The following is an 18976-nucleotide window of genomic DNA, read 5'->3' as shown; positions in this document are numbered from 1 at the left end:
ATCCCCTTATTAGAGTAATTAGTGTTATAACCTGTATTCAGCTTATCAATTTTGGGGGCATATTTCAATTCAAATACTTCCTAATATATGTTTGTTGTATCTTTATTGATATTTTCCAGTATTTCTTTAACCCTTGCCAGGAATTGGCCGCAGACAAGACCATCCAATATCCGGTGGTCAAGTGACAAGGACAAATTAACCATATCACGGGCTGCGAACATATCATTGATGATAACAGGGCGTTTTACAATGGATTCAATCTGCAGAATGGCCGCCTGTGGATGATTAATGACACCCATCGAATGAATGGAACCAAATGATCCGGTATTATTCACCGTAAATGTACCGCCCTGCATATCTTCTGGGGTCAGCTTACCTGACCGGGCTTTCATTGCCAAATCGTATATATCTTTAGCGATTCCTTTAATGCTTTTTTCATCCGCAGCTTTAATAACCGGCACAAATAACTCTTGGTCTTTGGCAACAGCAATGGATAAATTAATATCCTTACGCTGGATAATTTTATCGCCTGCCCATGTACTGTTCAATTGCGGATATTCTTTTATAGCCTGTGCAACAGCTTTAACGAAAAACGCAAAAAATGTCAGACCGAACCCTTCCGTTTGTTTAAAATTATCTTTGACCTGATTACGGTATTTCACAAGTTCTGTTACATCAGCTTCAACAGTCATCCAGGCATGTGGTATTTCCGTCGTTGACCTCACCATGTTATCTGCGATTGCTTTTCGTACACCTGTAACAGGGATTTCAATATCACCCGATTGTGCAGAAACTTGCGGTGCCGCTGGTTTCTCCGGTTTCTTCGTTTCCTGTCTGGACGGTTCTTCTTTTGGCTCCGGAGCTTTTGGTCTCTCACCTGATGCAATAATTTTTTCAATATCTTTCCGTGTTATTCTTCCCGCCCTACCGGATCCGTTCACATTCTCCAAGTCAATGTCATTTTCCTGGGCAAGACGCAAAACGGCAGGGGAATACCGTTTCTTCATGGATTGACCTCCGGAAGCTTCCGTATTGGATTGCTGCTTGTCACCAGCTTCTTGCTGTGCTTTTGAATCTTCTTCAACCGGAGTCCCCCCACCTTCAATGTCGATATAGCACATAAGCTCCCCAACTTCGATTGTGTCGCCCTCCTGTGCAGCAAGCTCCTTTATGACCCCTGTAAATGAAGACGGAACTTCAGCATTTACTTTATCTGTCATGACTTCGGCAATCGGATCGTATTTTTTTACTTTATCACCAGCACCAACCAGCCATGAGCTAATGGTACCTTCTGTCACACTTTCCCCGAGCTGGGGCATATTTATCTTTTCTGTGGCCATATGAAATCCCTCCTCATCTGATTAAAATTCAGCCAGTTCGCGAATTGCTTTTTCAACTTTATCCGGATTAATCATAAAATATTTTTCCATTGTTGGAGCGTACGGCATTGCTGGAACATCAGGGCCGGCAAGTCGTTGTACGGGTGCGTCCAAATCAAACAGGCAATTTTCCGCTATAATCGCTGCTGCCTCTCCAATAATGCTTCCTTCTTTGTTGTCCTCCGTAATCAGCAATACTTTACCCGTTTTGGATGCTGCTTGAACAATTGCTTCTTTGTCAAGTGGATAAACGGTACGTAGGTCCAGAATATGTGTATCAATTCCTTCTTCCTCCAATTTTTCTGCAGCCTGAAGCGCGAAATGAACGGCCAATCCGTATGTAATTACGGTAACATCAGATCCATCACGCTTCACATCAGCCTTGCCTATTGGAAGAACATAATCATCTTCCGGAACTTCACCTTTCAATAAGCGATATGCACGTTTATGTTCAAAAAACATTACCGGGTCATTATCACGAATAGATGCTTTTAATAATCCTTTGGCATCGTAAGGAGTTGACGGCATAACAATTTTCAGCCCGGGCTGGTTTGCAAAAACTGCTTCAACCGACTGGGAATGATACAGTGCCCCGTGGACACCGCCGCCATATGGTGCACGAATCGTCATTGGCACATTCCAGTCATTATTGGAGCGGTATCTGATTTTGGCTGCTTCGGAAATGATCTGATTGACAGCAGGCATGATAAAATCCGCAAACTGCATTTCAGCCACCGGACGCTTACCGTACATGGCAGCTCCAATACCAACACCTGCTATCGCCGATTCCGCAAGTGGGGTGTCAATCACCCGCTGTTCACCAAATTCATCATACAGTCCTTTAGTGGCCCCAAAAACACCACCCTTTTTTCCGACATCCTCCCCTAAGACAAATACATTTTCATCACGCTGCATTTCCTCTTTCATTGCTGCTGTTACAGCTTGTATATATGACATAACTGGCATTGCGTAATTCCCTCCCTACTCTTCGTATACATATTTTAATGCAGATTCAGCTTCTGCATATGGTGCATTTTCTGCATAATCAGTGGCTTCATCGATTAGGTTTCCAATTTCACCCTCTATTTCCTTCATCACTTCATCGGTCAGCAAGCCCACTTCCTTTAAATAAGCTGCAAATGTAATTAATGAGTCTTTCTTTTTAGCCTCTTCAACTTCGGCACTGTCTCTGTATTGACGGTCATCATCATCGCTTGAATGCGCAGTCAACCGATAGGATACCGCCTCAATTAATGTAGGGCCATCACCTCTGCTTGCCCGTTCTCTCGCTTCTTTCACTGCTTCGTACACAGCAAGTGGGTCATTCCCATCTACTGTTACACCTGGCATACCATAACTTTTAGCCCGTACCGATACACTTTCAGATGCGATTTGTTTTTCGAGTGGAACCGAAATCGCATATTTATTGTTTTCAACCATTGTAATTACAGGTAACTTATGAACACCGGCAAAGTTAAGTCCTTCATGAAAATCACCCTGATTTGAAGAACCCTCACCAAGTGTTACGAGTGAAACAATATCTTTCTTATCCATTTTAGCAGCCAGCGCGACCCCAACTGCATGTGGAAGCTGTGTTGTAACCGGTGATGAACCAGTCAAGAGTCTATTTTTCTTCTGTCCAAAATGCCCCGGCATCTGGCGTCCGGCTGAATTGGGGTCTTCCGCTTTGGCAAAGCCGGAAAGCATCAACTCTTTGGTTGTCATACCAAAAGCCAATACAACTCCCATATCACGATAATATGGGGCCGCATAATCTGTATCCCTGTTCAAAGCAAATGATGCACCCACTTGTGCTGCCTCCTGCCCCTGACAGGAAATGACAAACGGTATTTTCCCAGCACGGTTCAACAGCCACATCCGTTCATCAATTTTTCTTGCTAAAAGCATTGTCTTATACATTTCCATTACCTGATTGTCTGTCAGGCCTAATGTTTCATGGCGATTTTTTGCCATTCTGAATCCCTCCCTTTAAAGTTATCCGTGGATCTGATTTCCTTCTACAGCCAGCGCGGCTTCACCCATTACTTCGGAGAGTGTTGGATGCGGATGAATGCTGTGTGCGATTTCCCAGGCGGTAGCATCCAGAACTTTTGCTAGTCCTGCTTCACTAATCATGTCAGTCACGTGCGGACCGATCATATGCACGCCAAGCAGGTCTTCGCTGTCTTCATCCGTGATGATTTTTACAAACCCCTCAGACTCACCGTAAACTAATGCTTTGCCAATCGCCTGAAAAGGAAATTTGCCTGTCTTTACCGTAAATCCTTTTTCTTTCGCCTGTCTTTCGGTCAATCCAACACTTGCCACTTCCGGATTTGAATAAATACAGGTAGGAACATTGTCATATTCGATTGGTAATGGATTGGTATCAGCCATGTGCTCAACAGCGGTAATGCCTTCATGTGAGGCTACATGGGCAAGCTGCATACCACCGATTACATCTCCAATCGCATAAATATGTGATTCTTTCGTCTGATAAAAATTATTTGTTTGAATATGCCCCTTCTCTACAACAATATCGGTATTTTCCAACCCGATGTTTACTGTGTTTGCATCACGTCCGACAGATACAAGCATTTTATCGGCAGTGAATGTTTCTGCTTTCCCATCTATCTCCGCCTGAATGGATACTCCACTTTCTTTTTCAAGCGTGTCAGATAATACTTTTGCACCTTTCACAAATGTAATTCCCTTTTTCTTCAGAAGTTTTTCTGCCTCCTTGGCTATATCCTGATCTTCAGTAGGTAAAATCTGGTCCAGATACTCAACTACTGTAACATTGACATCAAAGTCAGTCAGCATGGAAGCCCATTCGATTCCAATAACACCACCACCTACAATAATAATGGATTTGGGAAGCTGTTCCATCTGCAGTGCGTCATCAGAAGTCATGACAACGGTTCCATCAGTTTGGAGGCCAGGCAACGAACGAGGTTTTGAACCGGTGGCAATCAAAACATTTTTGGGCACAATCATCGTATTTTCATCGCCATTCTCGTATTCTACCGAAATGGTTCCAGGCATCGGTGAAAAAATACTTGGACCTAGAATCCGTCCAAACCCATTAAAGACATCAATTTTTCCTTTTTTCATCAAACCTTGAACACCTTTATGCAATTGATTAACGATTCCACTTTTCCGCTCCTGCACTTTACTGAAATTCAGTGCCGCATCAGTTGTTTCCACCCCATATGTATGCGCTTCTTTCGTCTGTTTAAATACTTCCGCACTGCGCAGCAATGCTTTGGATGGAATACAGCCTCTATGCAAACAGGTGCCTCCCAGCTCGCCCTTTTCGACTATTGCAACCTGCATGCCGATTTGTGCAGCCCTGATTGCTGCCACATATCCGCCAGTTCCGCCTCCGAGCACAACAAGATCGTATTCTTTTGCCATATATTTACACTCCCTTATCTACTTGTAAATGATCAGGGTAGCTGTTTGGAAGTTCTTCTCCCATCAGCACCCTTAATGTTCCACTGTTTAAAGCTTGTAAATCATCTTCTCCCGGATATGTCATTACATCCGCTATCCAGTTTACACGATTGGATGTCATTTCAACCAATAATTTCCCATGTGCAAGCGCACCTGTTAAAATAACCGCATCTATCTCCCCTTTTAATACGGTACTCATTGCACCTATCTCTTTGGCAATCTGATAAGCCATCGCTTCATATATTCTTTTGGCATATTGATCACCATCAGTGATTCGAGTTTCGATTTCCGTCAAATCACTGGTCCGCAAGTATGCGTTTAAGCCGCTCTTATCAACCAACTTTTGCATTATTTCATCCAAATCATATTGACCGGAAAAGCATAACGATGCCAGACTTCCTGCCGGGACCGTCCCCGCACGTTCAGTTGAAAACGGCCCCTCACCATGGAGGCCATTATTTACATCAATTACCCTTCCATAGCAGTGGGCACCAATTGTAATTCCGCCACTCATATGCGCAACAATCAAACTGGAGTCTGCATATGACTTCCCCATATCATGGGTAGCCTTTCTTGCGACCGCTTTGTGGTTCAGCGCATGAAAAATGCTTTTTCTGGAGAGTTCGGGAATTCCGGAAATTTTCGCAATCTCATCCAACTCATCAACTACAACCGGATCAACTATAAAGGACGGGATATTAAGACCGTGCGCTATTTTATATGCAATGATTCCACCAAGATTTGAAACGTGCTCACCATAAAAGCTGTTTTGCAGATCACGCAGCATCGGTTCATTCACCCGATATGTACCGCCTTTGATGGGGCGGAGGAGCCCACCCCGACCACAAACCGCGTCAAATCGTGAAATATTCATGCCATCCTTGTCAAGCTGTTCCAAAATATTTGATTTACGGAATTCAGCCTGATCCGCTATTCGCCGAAATGAATTCAATTCGCTGCGGTCATGTCGAATGCTTTCCTCCAAAATACATACCGAGTCGTCAAAAACACCAATTTTCGTCCTGTCGGGTCCTGGATTAACAACCAAAATTCGAAAATGCTGAAGCACCATAGCCATCTCTCCCCATCATCAATAGCAGGATTACCGTCTGCTCAACGTGTGATGTCCATTCAGTAAAAATTGGTTACGCGACTTGCGCAGGGATGCTATACGTTCCTCTGCCATGCGATCAGCGGCCGCATACGTCGGAATATTATCGCGTTTGGAGATTTCAAATACCCGCATTAAACTATCATAAATGGTTTCCACTTTTCTCATTGCCCTCGATTCATTGTATCCATTAAGTTCATCCGCTACATTAATTACCCCACCGGAATTAATCACATAGTCCGGCGCATAGACAATTCCCTTTTCATGAATGATATCACCATGTTCGGAAGTTTTTAATTGATTGTTGGCAGAACCAGCTATTACTTTCGCTTTCAATTGCGGAATGGTTTCATCATTGATCGTTGCACCAAGCGCACATGGAGCATAAATATCACAATCTACACTATAAATATCATCAGGTTCAACAGCCTTTGCATCAAATGCATCCACTGCACGTTGTACTGCATCCTGATTGATATCCGTTACAATAATTTCTGCACCTTCCTTATACAAATGTTCGCAAACAGCATACGCAACATTTCCGACACCCTGAATTGCCACCGTTCGCCCTTCAAGTGAATCAGTACCGAAAGCCTCCATCGCTGCTGCCTTCATACCTTTATATACTCCATACCCGGTAACTGGCGATGGATTTCCGGATGAACCAAACTCCGGTGAAATCCCGGTTACATGGTCTGTTTCCATATGAATAAGATCCATGTCATGCACTGTCGTACCTACATCCTCTGCGGTAATATAGCGGCCGTTGAGACTTTGGATGTAACGCCCAAATGCACGGAACATTTCAGGGTTTTTGTCTTTTTTAGGATCTCCAATGATGACAGTTTTTCCACCGCCTAAGTTCAGACCCGCCGCAGCATTTTTATAAGTCATTCCTTTTGCAAGCCGCAACGCATCCTCGATTGCGTCCTCTTCGGAACTGTACGTCCACATTCTTGTTCCGCCAAGTGCTGGTCCGAGTGTTGTATCATGAATTGCGATAACCGCCTTAAGTCCCGAATTTTCATCCTGACAAAAAACCAGTTGTTCATAATCATATTTCTCCATATACTTAAAAATCTCCATGTTTATTTCCTCCTTGTTGTAGTTGCACCGGAAGTCAACCTGTCTGCAACTAGTAGTTGGCTTTATCACTGCACAACTCACTATTTTTATTTTCACCATTAATTTACATGCAAAAAACATGCCAACCACGAATTGTTGTAAGCGCTTTATTTTATCTTTTTTCTCATTGCAAATAATTGCAGTTATGAAAAATTTTGCATGCTATACTTTTCAAGCTTGTAATACAAATTGCGGATGGAGACTTGCAGTTCTTTAGCAGTTTTCGTTTTATTATAATTATTTTTTTCAAATGCTTTCCGGATATATTCTTTTTCAAAGTTATTTACAGCCTGCTGCAGACTTTGATCAGGGATTGCCGGGATGACTGCTTTTCTGTCATCTTTCCTGGCAGCTGTTCCAGTCAAATCAGGAATATGGTTTTTCTGTATTACTTCTTCATTCATATCCATATAAATCATAGCCCGGCCAATGACATTTTCCAGTTCACGGACATTTCCCGGCCAATGATAGGTTTTTAAATACTCAAAGGCTTGTTCACTGACAGATTTAACATTGCGCCCATAATCCTGATTGGTTTTATTAATGATATGGCGTATTAAGTCAGGGAGGTCATCAATTCGCTCCTGTAGTGATGGAATATAAATCGGCAGCCGGTTTAAGCGGTAATACAAATCTTCTCTGAACGTTTTGTTCATAATCGCTTTTTCCAGATTGACATTGGTAGCAGTTATGATTCGAACATTCAGTGTAATCGGATTTGTTCCGCCTACACGGACAATTTCATTCTCCTGTAAAACCCGAAGCAATTTTGCCTGCATGTGCAGCGATAATTCGCCTATTTCATCCAAAAATATACTGCCGAGATTTGCCTCCTCAAATAAACCTTTCTTACCACCTTGTTTTGCTCCGGAAAAAGCACCTTCCTCATAACCGAATAGTTCACTTTCCAATATCGATTCGGCGATGGCAGCACAATTTACCCGGATAAATTTATTATGCTTGCGGTCACTTTCATTATGAATGGCATGCGCAAACAATTCCTTACCGGTACCTGATTCACCCCTAAGCAAAATCGAAGCAGGAGTTTTTGCACCGACCTTCGCCTGTTCAAGCGATATTTTCATTTCTTCTGATGCACCAATTATGTCATCAAACGTATATTTTGCCTCCAGATTCCGAATAATCTGCCTTGCACGTTTCAGCTCACTTGTCAGTGTCTTAATCTCAGAGACATCGTGCAGTACACCGACACTTCCCTTTATTTTCCCGTCAACAATCACCGGCGCCACATTAACGAGTACGTCCCGTTTGCCAGGACCGACCTTCATTCGGACTCCACGAACTGCACGACGGGTTTTCAAAACCTTCATATGCATACTTTCACCTTCAGAAATATCTGCCGTAGCTGGCGCCCCAACTATGTCAGACTCCCTGAGTCCGGTTATTCTGGTATATGCCGGATTTATCATAATGCCTGTTCCACTTTCATCCACGACGCTGATTGCTTCGTCGGATGATTGGATAATCGCTTCCAGCATCGTTTTGATTTCCTTGAGATCGGTATTTTCCTCGGCCAGGTTCACAACCTCAGTAATATCCTTAAAAACAGCAAAAGCCCCAATAAGCCTGTCTTCCATATTAATAATCGGCATTCTGGTTGTAATCACCTTTTTACCGTTTTCCAGAACGAGCTTCTGGTTAACCTCCCGCCTTCTGCTTCGAATTACATGCGGAAGTCTTGTCCCGGCAATTACATTCTTGATGTTTTTACCAATGAAGTGATCTTTTGCCACATCTGTAATCCGCTCAGCACTCTTATTGACAAACTGAACCTGTTCCTGGTCATTAATAACAATCATGCCGTCACGAATATTATTTAGAATCAACTCCTGATTCTCACTTTGCAACTGAAGCCGTTTAACCAATAATTCCTTTTCTTCCAACAGTTCTGATACTATGTAAGCAACTGACCCGGGAATTACAACGGTTGATCGACTGGTGGTTTCCAGTAAATCGTTCAGTACATCTTCATTTCCTGTGGCTTCAATCACAATATCGATATCTTTGTGAATCCAATCCCGCCAGTTTTCACCTGTAGGAATACCCATTTCGCTGGCTTGTATAATTCCGGCAGCATCGGGATTGTGATCGACGACAGCGGTCATTTTCATGCGATCCGTATTGTACAAAATCTTCAGCAAGGCACTTCCACCTTTACCCGCACCAACAATCAATACATTTTTCATGAATTCCCCCACCTTGCAATACTTTGCATATCATCATCATACGGTATTCTGCAATATTTAGCAAATATGATTTAATTTCTATTTTGAACAAGCATCTGCTATAATTAAAAAAGAAATCTTTCAGAGAGAATTAGTGAGGGAAGTAATATGGTTCGCATCATTGCAGCTTTACTGCTGTTTATCCCAGGGTTGATTTCGGCATATGGAATTAAACTCATGCGTGATACTTTATTTGATGATTATAATCCAATATTTTTGCATATCGGCATTCAATTTACGGCAGGTCTTGTGCTATTTATAGCAGGGATTGCTTTTATCGGCGGCTTTATTGTCCATCGCGACCGTAAAAGACAACTTCATACGAAAAGAAATCAAAGATGACCTTTAAAGTCATCTTTTTATATTTAGAAAATATGTTAAACTATAAAAAAAGTAAAAATGGAGAGATTTTAATGAAAGTAACGAAATTCGGGGGAAGTTCCGTAGCAAATTCAGAACAAATCAGAAAAGTCGGTGACATTATCAAAGATGATCCTGAACGGAAAATAATCGTCGTTTCCGCGCCAGGAAAAAGGAATAAAGAAGATGTCAAAGTCACCGACCTGTTAATTCAATTGGCCGAAAGCGTCCTTAATAAGGAAGACTACGCTAAACGGCTTCAGACAGTTCTCAATCGTTTTTTGGAAATTGCCGAAGAACTTGAAATTGAGCAACATTTTTTACAGGACTTGGAACAATCCATTTTAACAATTATTTCAGACGATTCTTCTGACAGGACCAAAATGGATAAACTGAAATCGGTTGGTGAAGACAGCAGCGCAAAAATTATCAGCATGTATCTGACAAAATTGGGATTAAATGCTACCTATCTTAATCCAAAAGATGCCGGCATTATCGTCAGTGACGACCCGGGGCAAGCACAAATTTTGGATGAAAGCTATGAAAAACTGTACAAGCTTCGTGAAAACGATGAAATCATGATCATTCCCGGATTTTTCGGTTATACAAATGATGGACAACTGATGACGTTTCCCAGGGGGGGATCAGATATAACCGGATCAATTGTTGCTGCAGGGGTTAAAGCAGATCTGTATGAGAATTTCACCGATGTTGATTCGGTGTATTCCGTAAATCCCACAATTGTTAACAACCCAAAAGAAATCACGACATTAACATATAAGGAAATGCGTGAATTATCATATGCCGGCTTTTCGGTTTTTCATGATGAAGCACTCATACCAGCCTTTCAGCATCAAATACCCGTCAGCATTAAAAATACAAACAACCCATACGCTCCAGGAACATTAATCGTTGCTGAAAAAAAACATCACGAAAAATGCGTTATAGGAATTGCTGGGGACACCGGTTTTTCAAGTATGTTCGTCAGCAAATACTTAATGAACCGGGAAATCGGATTTGGACGAAAATTACTTCAGATACTGGAAGACGAATCGATTTCATTCGAGCACGCACCATCAGGGATCGATGATATGTCAGTCATTATTCGCGACTTCAACTTTCCATACGAAAAAGAGAAAAAAGTGTTAAGACGTGTCCAGGATGAACTGGGGCCGGACAATATAAAAATGCACCGAAATCTTGCTATGGTTATGATTGTCGGAGAAGGACTGATGAGTACAGTCGGAATTGCCAAAAAGGCTGCAACAGCACTTACGCAAGCGAATGTTAATATTGAGATGATTAATCAGGGGTCCTCGGACGTTTCCATGATGTTTGGGATTCAGTCCGATGATTTGGAAAGTGCGATTAAATCATTGTATGAAGTGTTTTTTAATGATGACGAATAACAAATAACTACAGAAAAAACATATCCCGTACCACCATTAGGGTGATACGGGATAATTATTTGCAATTTTTATATAACACTAACTTGCCTTATGCTCCAATCTCAGACGGTCAGCTACCATTGCGATAAACTCAGAATTCGTCGGTTTTGCCTTGGAAATACTTACCGTATAACCGAACAGTTTGGAAATTGACTCGATATTCCCACGGCTCCAGGCAACCTCTATCGCATGCCGAATGGCGCGTTCAACCCGTGAAGCTGTCGTGTTAAATTTCTTGGCAATATCCGGATACAGTACCTTTGTAATGGACCCCAAAAGCTCAATATCATTGTAAACCATTGTAATTGCTTCTCTGAGGTACATATAACCTTTAATATGGGCTGGAACTCCAATTTCATGAATAATATTCGTAATACTCGCCTCCAGATCTTTCTTCTTCAGATCCCTGCTTCCAACTTTTTTCGTACTCGCAGGAATGGAAGTGTTTGTTCCTTGAACCTGACGAATCTGATCGGAGAGATTGTCCAAGTCAAATGGTTTAAGAATGAAATAGGATGCCCCCAAATCAACCGCCTTTTTCATTACTTCTTCCTGCCCAAAAGCGGTGAGCATAATCACATTCGGATAGCTGTTTCGTTCTGTTTCACGCAATTTATTTAAAACTGCAAGGCCATCGACATGCGGCATAATAATATCCAATATTAATACGTCCGGTTCTTTTTCTTCCATCATTTCCAGACAGTCTCTGCCATTAAAAGCAGTTCCGATGACCTCAATATCATCAGTTGAATCAAAATACTCCTCCATTAACTGAATAAGTTCCCTGTTGTCGTCAACCAAGCATACTGAAATTTTATCCACTGAAACTTCCTCCTTTATGTAATTCGAGCTCTTCCACAGTACATATTCGACATAAGAATCAAATATCCTTCTTTTATTTAAAAAACTTTATAATTTTTTTGATTTTCTTTAATATACATTAATTTTTACGCTATATCGATTAAATTTGATATATAATGACATATATTGTCGAAAAATATATGGCGGACGGATATGAAACAACAAAAATGACTTGTCATAGGTGAATCCTATAACAAGTCACTTAATCAGCTTGCTTTGTTCTGAGCATCTCCTTCAATAATGCCTGCCTCCTGAAGCATCCATTCAATATGAACTCCGTAACCCGATGTTGGATCATTAACAAACACATGTGTCACAGCTCCAATAATTTTTCCATCCTGAATAATTGGACTGCCGCTCATACCCTGAACAATTCCACCTGTTTTCTTTAGCAGCTCCGGATCAGTAATCTGAACAATCATTCCTTTTTTCGCCGGATGACTTTGGGGAACACTGCTCACAATTTCAACATCAAATTCTTCCACTTTCTCTCCGTCAATTACTGTTAATATCTTTGCAGGTCCCTCTTTAACTTCATGCGACTTTGCGACGGGCATTGGCTTGGTGTAATTACCGTCGTTAAGCGGTTTGTTTAATTCACCAAAAATACCGAATGGACTGTTTTTCGTAATGGTTCCAATCCTATCTTCCTCCATCGAAAATGTCGCCTGTTTTTCACCGGGTTTCCCGTTATCCCCTTTCTGGATAGAGGTAACTGTTGAACGTACGATTGTTCCGTTATAAATTTCAATCGGTTTTTGAGTATCCATATCAGATATGACGTGTCCCAATGCACCGTATTTTTTTGAATCCCGATCGTAAAAAGTCATTGTCCCTATTCCTGCTGCCGAATCCCGTATATAAAGCCCAATCAGATAGTTATCTTCTTTGTTTTTAACCGGATCCAGTTTAGTTTTTATTTTGTTGTCTCCACGTTTTATGGTTAATTTAAGCGGCTCGTTATTTTTACCGGCTTTTTCTACAATCGGTTTTACATCTTCCATTTTTTGAATATCTTTGCCGTTCATTTTTAAAATGACGTCTCCGACTTTTATATTTGCCTTTTCTCCTGGAGACACCATTCCATCTGCACCTTTTACCTGATGATGACCAACGACTAAAACCCCAAGTGTATGAAGCTGAACACCAATTGATTGTCCTCCGGGAATTATCCGAAGGTCGTCCAGTTCAGAGGCCTCTGCCGTAGTTCCCGGAATTCCTGTTAATTTGCTCAGCAACTGCCATGGTCCGGTTTCTCCACCAGCTTCGAATACCGCGAGTTTTTCAGCGGATTGATGATCAGCTGGCATATGATCAGGTATGGAAAGATGGTTTTGCGCAAAAGGCACTGCTGAAATTATAAAAAGGAGCAGTAAACCCATCCAAATTCCTTTTTTAACCAAATTCATTCACTCTCCTCATTCCTGACCCATACCTTATTTATTTCTCACTTTTAATTTGGCTTCGCAGCATTTTTTTAAACTGGTGGATAATAAGAAAAGATGTGTAACATTTCCTTTAATAATAATGGCTGTTTTCGTATAGGTGTTTGTTGAAACGACTACAAAATCTAAAGCTGGACTCACCGACCACGCAGCTGGAATATGCTCGCTGTCATTTTGCAGTCTATCGGCGTCTGGAGGCGAAAGTACGGCGCGATTGCACATTTATACGGCGAATCCCCGGCAAAGTACCAAAGTACGGTGGTGATTAACTGTATGTGGCATATTAGCAATAACATTTAAAAAAGAGCAATTAAAAAAAGCCAGTCGTTTTAGCTTCTGGCTTTTCCATAAATTTATCCATTATTTTTCTTTATGAGCTGAAGCCAATTCCAGCAGTTCCTCTGCGTGCCTCTTAGCTGTATCGGTTAATTTCGTGCCTGTTAACATTCTGCTGAGTTCTTCAATCTTCCTGTCTGCTGACAACTCCCGGATGTCTGTGTATGTCCGATTATTTTTCTCCTGTTTATTAATCAGAATATGTGTATCTGACATTGCAGCAACTTGTGGTAAATGCGTAATACACAGAACCTGGGATTTTTCGGAAATAAGATTTATTTTTTCAGCTATTGCCTGTGCCACCCTGCCACTGACTCCAGTGTCCACTTCATCAAAAATTACACTTGTTATTCCTTGATGTTTCGCAAAAATTGTTTTCAAAGCCAGCATTATTCTTGACAATTCCCCACCTGATACAACTTTGTTCAATTCTTTGAGGGGTTCGCCAGCATTCGTGGAAATTAGAAAATCCACATAATCGTATCCGTTTTGATGCAAATGAATATCTGCAGATTGATATCCTTGCTTTGTATTAAATGAAACAAAAAAAGATGCATTCTCCAAATAAAGACCTTTCAATTCCTTGTGAATTTCTTCCGTCATGGAATCTGCTGCACGTTGTCGTAAATCATGAAGTTGTTGAGCCTCAAGATATGCATCCTTTTTTATTTCCTCAATCTCATCATGTAAGTTACTGAGATGTGAGTCTTTATTTGTTATCTGTTCAATTTCCTCTTCTGTTTTTGCCATATATTCCAGCATCTCTTCTACCGTTGTTCCGTATTTTTTCTTTAGTCGGTTGATCTCATTCAAGCGGGACTCAATTTCATTTAACCGCTGAGGATCATGGTGCAGCGTTTCTGTATAATTTCGTACATCATACATGAGTTCTTCAACCATGAAATAATGATTGGACATTTCCTCTGCCTTGTCAGCGATAAAATTATCGAAATCCTTGTTATTCTGAAGTGCCTGGCTGGCTATATTTAACCATTCCAGACCTTTTTGCTCTCCATATAATGCATTATACGCATCTTGAAGACTTCTGTAGATCTGTTCAAAATTTGCAAGCTGAAGCCGCTCTTCTCCCAGATCTATATCTTCATTTGGCACTAATTCAGCTTGTTCAAGTTCATTATATTGAAATTGCAGCAGATCGAGCCGCTGTGACATTTCCTGTTCATTTTCACTTAATTGACGATACCTTTTTCGGAGTGAGAAAAGTTTGTTATAAAGTTTCAGATATTCATTTTTAGCTTTTGTAATGTTTTTCTCGTCATACATGTCCAGTAAATTAATATGGTTATCCGCATCCATCAATGATTGCGTTTCATGCTGACTGTGGATATCAATCAAAAGTCTGCCAAATTCCCTTAAAATAGCAAGTGTCACCAGTTTACCGTTTACACGACATATACTTTTTCCGCCTGCAGTTACAACCCGATGGAGAACTACCATTTCATCTTGAATATCAATCCCATAATGTTCGCCTGTCCGATAAACCGAATGATTGGTCGAATCAATCGTGAATAAACCTTCAATTTCGGCTTTTTTAGTATCATGTCGAACAAACTCAACTGAGCCGCGTCCCCCTGCAAGCAATTTAATGGCGTCAATGATAATTGATTTCCCGGCTCCTGTCTCACCGGTAAGAACAGATAGTCCTTCATTTAGTGTAAACGAAATTTCGTCGATGATTGCAAAGTTTTTAATCGAAAGTTCTGTGAGCACGATATGACACCCCCAACGTTACAACATACCCAAAAAGCGGTCCTTTGTACGAACCGAATCTTCCTCTGTTCTGCATATAATCAGACATGTATCATCACCGCAAATGGTTCCCATAATTTCATCCCAGCCTAAATTATCAATCAGAACTCCAATGGCATGTGCGTTTCCAGGCAATGTTTTTAACACGATAAAATGATTTGCATGCTCAATTTTAACAAAAGCATCCATGATTAATCTTTTTAGTTTATCAAGTGGATTAAAGCGCTGATCAGCGGGAAGACTATATTTATATGTTCCGCTCGTTGAGGGAACCTTTACAAGATGGAGTTCTTTAATATCCCTGGATACAGTAGCCTGAGTCACGTTATATCCGAGTGACTTCAGATGATCCACAAGTTCATCCTGTGTTTCCACTTCATTTTCTGTTATCAGTTCGCGGATTTTTATATGACGTTGTATTTTACTCATGGAATGCCTCCATTTAAGCTTTCTCAGCCTTTAATTTTGTATGTGCGTTGTCTACAACAGTATTGAAATCAATGTAATCATCAGGATGCAGTCTTTCTTTTTTCCACCCTAAATGCGCCAAAAATTCAATATTACCGTCTCCACCTGTTATAGGGGAGTAAGTTACATCCAGAACATGAAAACCTGTATTTTCGGCAAAAGCTGTTATATTTTTCAGCACTTCAAGATGTACTGCTTTATCCCGTATTATTCCTTTTTTCCCCACCTTGTCGCGACCTGCTTCAAATTGCGGTTTAATCAGAGCAACAACATCACTGTTTTCCTTTAATAAATCAGCTAGAACCGGAAGAATCAGTTTCAGCGAAATAAACGACACATCAATACTGGCAAAGTCCGGCAAGTCATACATCAGCATATCAGAAGTAACGTACCGAAAATTAGTGCGCTCCATTACAATAACCCTGTCATCATTCCGGAGTTTCCAGTCCAACTGGTTGTAGCCCACATCGATTGCATAACAATACTGTACACCATTTTGCAGTGCACAGTCAGTAAATCCCCCTGTCGATGATCCAACATCCACCATTATTTTATTCTCAAGCGAAATGGGAAAATATTTCAATGCCCGTTCAAGCTTCAGTCCACCACGTCCAACGTAGGGAATTAATTTTTGTTTAATCGTCAGTGGAATTTCTTCATCAACTTTCATTCCTGGCTTATCAAGCCGATTATGATTACTGAGAACAAGTCCAGCCATAATAACACGCTTTGCTTTTTCTCTCGTCTCAATTAAATTTCGTTCAACCAACAGAACGTCAAGCCTTTTTTTTGCCATCGTATAGTATCCTTTGTCTAATTATTGTTTCTTATCACTTGCTTTTTGGGAGCAAACGTACTCTAAGATTTTTTTCGAGAAATGCCACAACTTTACCCGCAAAAAAAATCACTTTAGTGGATGAGTTTATTGCAGCATATTTTCCAAGGGCTTTACCTCCAACAGTTAATGCCGCAATAATGCTGGTTACAGTAACCGACAATGTAATCTGAAATGAAGTCCCTTCAGAGTGACCGAACATGTTTGAAATCTGCAATACGACGATTGCTGAAGCGGTACCGCTTACAATACCCGAGATATCACCAATTACATCATTACAGAAGCTGGCAAATTTGTCCGCATTTCGGATAATGGCAACTGCTTCTTTTGCACCTTGTACTTTTTCTGCTGCCATCGCATGAAAGGGCGGTTCAGAAGCAGCGGTCGATGCGATACCCAACATATCGAAAAGTACCCCAATCAAAACAATAATGAGCACAATCATGGAGCCAATTATCCAAACAACATCACTGAGAATGGATGTGGACACTACTGAAAAAACAGCCGCTAGCACAAACGTGATAACGGCAATGGTAACACTGAATTTAATTGATTTTTTTAATTGTGAGTTCATCATTAACCTCGTTCTAAACAATATATGTACAAAGGAATGGTCATCTAAAAGGTAAAAACTGCGGCATAGGTCCAGTTGGTTTTCCCAGATGGTTACCCTATGTTGCCATATGGGCGGTTCCCCATTAAAACCATCTCGGCCTTGTCACCAAAAGCCGGACTGGATTACCACTAAGTCCGCACTATAATCCCTTTTAAATGTCCGGGAACAGTCTAGGAGATTTCCTCAGCAGTCTTTGGCCGCTCCCTAGCCTCTTTTGCAGCGCTGATTTCATAGGGATAAAAATAACAAACCGGTGGCCGCCGGATTGAAATTCACAAGCCCTAATCCCCTCATCACCACTCAAGGCAGGCTACGCTGAAAACAAGGTGTCCCTTACCTCGTTCTACAGGTTCATACCCCATTCCATAATGGTTCCTAGGCTTAGTTACCACTACAGAGATGGGCCTCCGCGGTAATCGGGTCAACGCCCACATGCCTTTGTGGATCGCCCGAAAACCTTAACTCCCAGCACTGACCCAAGGCTGGGCGCCTCAAGCCAACACAAGGAACTTCATCGATGTGCCCTTTGGCGGATTTTTAGCCCCGCCTTGAGGAACGGAGGACTGACTAGAATACTGCACCATTCCTTTCTGGTATTATTATAACATATTTTATTGGGATCATCTATACATATTAATATTCACGATTACTGAAATAATCCGTCAGAAGCATTAAGTACGAGGAATCTGCACCGGCATTTTCCAATGCCTCCTTTGCCTTATTTACGTAGTGGTGTTTCTTTTCGATTGCGCCATCAAGGCCAAGTAACCTGGGATACGTATTCTTTTCATTTTCCTCATCACTTCCAACAGGTTTGCCTATTTTCTCCGGATCACCGGTAACGTCCAAAATATCATCCTGCACCTGGAAAATCAGCCCCAAGTAATGGGCAAATTCATCCAAATAGGTCAGCTGCTCTGCGGAAGCATTGCCGATGAAAGCACCCGCTTTGACGGCAAATTTGACCAACTCACCTGTTTTAAACATATGAATGGTTTCCAGCTCTTCCAGTGTCACGTCTTTCGTTTCAGCATCCATATCCAGAATCTGACCTGCAACCATCCCTTTTGGTCCGCTGGCTTGCGATAATGAACCTGTCAAAAAAACTTTTTGGCGATCAGTAAGCCTTGAATCCTGTGTTATCAGTTCAAAGCTATATGTTAATAGTGCATCGCCAGCAAGTATTGCAGTAGCTTCATCAAAAGCTTTATGATTTGTTGGTTTTCCCCTTCTTAAATTATCATTATCCATTGCCGGCAAATCATCATGAATCAATGAATACGTATGAATCATTTCCAGCGCCACAGCAGTTGACAATACCTTACTTCTGTCACTGCTGTACGCCCCGCAACTGGCCATCATAAGGATTGGCCTAAGGCGTTTACCGCCGGCCTCGATGGAATACAGCATGGATTGCTTCAATTGTTCAGGTATTTCAAGATTGCGCAATTCATTTGTCATTTTTTCTTCAGTGACCATTTTTCCTTCCTCGATATATCTGTCCAAATCGTTCTGCACAG

16 protein-coding genes are annotated in these 18976 nt (G+C 41.4%); 2 read left to right on the top strand and 14 right to left on the bottom strand.

Annotation, left to right across the window (positions count from 1 at the left end):
- Positions 1 to 80: 80 nt before the first annotated feature.
- From ABD010_RS10025 to ABD010_RS09995, 7 genes are all read right to left on the bottom strand, one after another.
- A complete protein-coding gene (locus ABD010_RS10025; protein ID WP_343812552.1) occupies positions 81 to 1340 on the bottom strand; it encodes a dihydrolipoamide acetyltransferase family protein in 1260 nt (419 codons plus the stop codon).
- A gap of 21 nt (positions 1341 to 1361) precedes the next feature.
- Complete coding sequence (locus ABD010_RS10020; protein WP_343812550.1) at positions 1362 to 2345, bottom strand: alpha-ketoacid dehydrogenase subunit beta; 984 nt, start codon at positions 2343 to 2345, stop codon at positions 1362 to 1364.
- A gap of 15 nt (positions 2346 to 2360) precedes the next feature.
- Complete coding sequence (locus ABD010_RS10015; protein ID WP_343812548.1) at positions 2361 to 3353, bottom strand: thiamine pyrophosphate-dependent dehydrogenase E1 component subunit alpha; 993 nt, start codon at positions 3351 to 3353, stop codon at positions 2361 to 2363.
- A 21-nt stretch (positions 3354 to 3374) separates the two neighbouring features.
- Positions 3375 to 4796 (bottom strand): dihydrolipoyl dehydrogenase, encoded by a 1422-nt coding sequence (gene lpdA / locus ABD010_RS10010; protein WP_343812546.1) that lies wholly within the window; start codon positions 4794 to 4796, stop codon positions 3375 to 3377.
- 4 nt (positions 4797 to 4800) lie between these two features.
- Positions 4801 to 5907 carry a butyrate kinase gene (gene buk, locus ABD010_RS10005; RefSeq protein ID WP_343812544.1) on the bottom strand — a complete coding sequence of 369 codons (1107 nt, stop codon included), beginning with the start codon at positions 5905 to 5907 and terminating at the stop codon, positions 4801 to 4803.
- A 30-nt stretch (positions 5908 to 5937) separates the two neighbouring features.
- Entirely contained in the window at positions 5938 to 7032 is a 1095-nt protein-coding gene (gene bcd, locus ABD010_RS10000; RefSeq protein WP_343812543.1) for a branched-chain amino acid dehydrogenase, read from the bottom strand.
- 182 nt (positions 7033 to 7214) lie between these two features.
- Positions 7215 to 9278 (bottom strand): sigma 54-interacting transcriptional regulator, encoded by a 2064-nt coding sequence (locus ABD010_RS09995; RefSeq protein WP_343812541.1) that lies wholly within the window; start codon positions 9276 to 9278, stop codon positions 7215 to 7217.
- A gap of 147 nt (positions 9279 to 9425) precedes the next feature.
- Here ABD010_RS09995 and ABD010_RS09990 point away from each other — a divergent pair, with 147 nt between their 5' ends.
- Both ABD010_RS09990 and ABD010_RS09985 read left to right on the top strand, forming a co-directional pair.
- The gene (locus tag ABD010_RS09990; protein ID WP_343812539.1) at positions 9426 to 9659 is read left to right on the top strand and encodes a DUF2627 domain-containing protein; all 234 of its coding nucleotides are present in this window, start codon (positions 9426 to 9428) and stop codon (positions 9657 to 9659) included.
- A 71-nt stretch (positions 9660 to 9730) separates the two neighbouring features.
- Positions 9731 to 11086 carry an aspartate kinase gene (locus ABD010_RS09985; protein WP_343812537.1) on the top strand — a complete coding sequence of 452 codons (1356 nt, stop codon included), beginning with the start codon at positions 9731 to 9733 and terminating at the stop codon, positions 11084 to 11086.
- A 78-nt stretch (positions 11087 to 11164) separates the two neighbouring features.
- Here ABD010_RS09985 and spo0A read toward each other — a convergent pair whose 3' ends face one another.
- From spo0A to ABD010_RS09950, 7 genes are all read right to left on the bottom strand, one after another.
- On the bottom strand, positions 11165 to 11947 hold the full coding sequence (spo0A, locus tag ABD010_RS09980; protein WP_343812535.1) for a sporulation transcription factor Spo0A: 783 nt from the start codon (positions 11945 to 11947) through the stop codon (positions 11165 to 11167).
- A 245-nt stretch (positions 11948 to 12192) separates the two neighbouring features.
- Positions 12193 to 13395: a SpoIVB peptidase gene (spoIVB, locus tag ABD010_RS09975; protein WP_343812533.1), complete on the bottom strand. Its 1203-nt coding sequence runs from the start codon at positions 13393 to 13395 to the stop codon at positions 12193 to 12195.
- Positions 13396 to 13791: 396 nt separating this feature from the next.
- Positions 13792 to 15498, bottom strand: coding sequence for a DNA repair protein RecN (gene recN, locus ABD010_RS09970; RefSeq protein ID WP_343812532.1), 1707 nt, complete (start codon positions 15496 to 15498; stop codon positions 13792 to 13794).
- An 18-nt stretch (positions 15499 to 15516) separates the two neighbouring features.
- Positions 15517 to 15966, bottom strand: a complete 450-nt coding sequence (ahrC, locus tag ABD010_RS09965) for a transcriptional regulator AhrC/ArgR (protein ID WP_343812530.1) — start codon at positions 15964 to 15966, stop codon at positions 15517 to 15519.
- A gap of 13 nt (positions 15967 to 15979) precedes the next feature.
- Complete coding sequence (locus ABD010_RS09960; RefSeq protein WP_343812528.1) at positions 15980 to 16801, bottom strand: TlyA family RNA methyltransferase; 822 nt, start codon at positions 16799 to 16801, stop codon at positions 15980 to 15982.
- A 34-nt stretch (positions 16802 to 16835) separates the two neighbouring features.
- Positions 16836 to 17414, bottom strand: coding sequence for a hypothetical protein (locus ABD010_RS09955; RefSeq protein WP_343812526.1), 579 nt, complete (start codon positions 17412 to 17414; stop codon positions 16836 to 16838).
- Between the two features lie 675 nt (positions 17415 to 18089).
- On the bottom strand, positions 18090 to 18974 hold the full coding sequence (locus ABD010_RS09950; protein ID WP_343812628.1) for a polyprenyl synthetase family protein: 885 nt from the start codon (positions 18972 to 18974) through the stop codon (positions 18090 to 18092).
- Between the last annotated feature and the right edge of the window lie 2 nt (positions 18975 to 18976).

Origin of the sequence: Virgibacillus siamensis (assembly GCF_039522605.1) — a bacterium.
Classification (GTDB): Bacteria; Bacillota; Bacilli; order Bacillales; family Amphibacillaceae; genus Lentibacillus; species Lentibacillus siamensis.
This window is presented reverse-complemented; position numbering and strand designations above follow the sequence as displayed.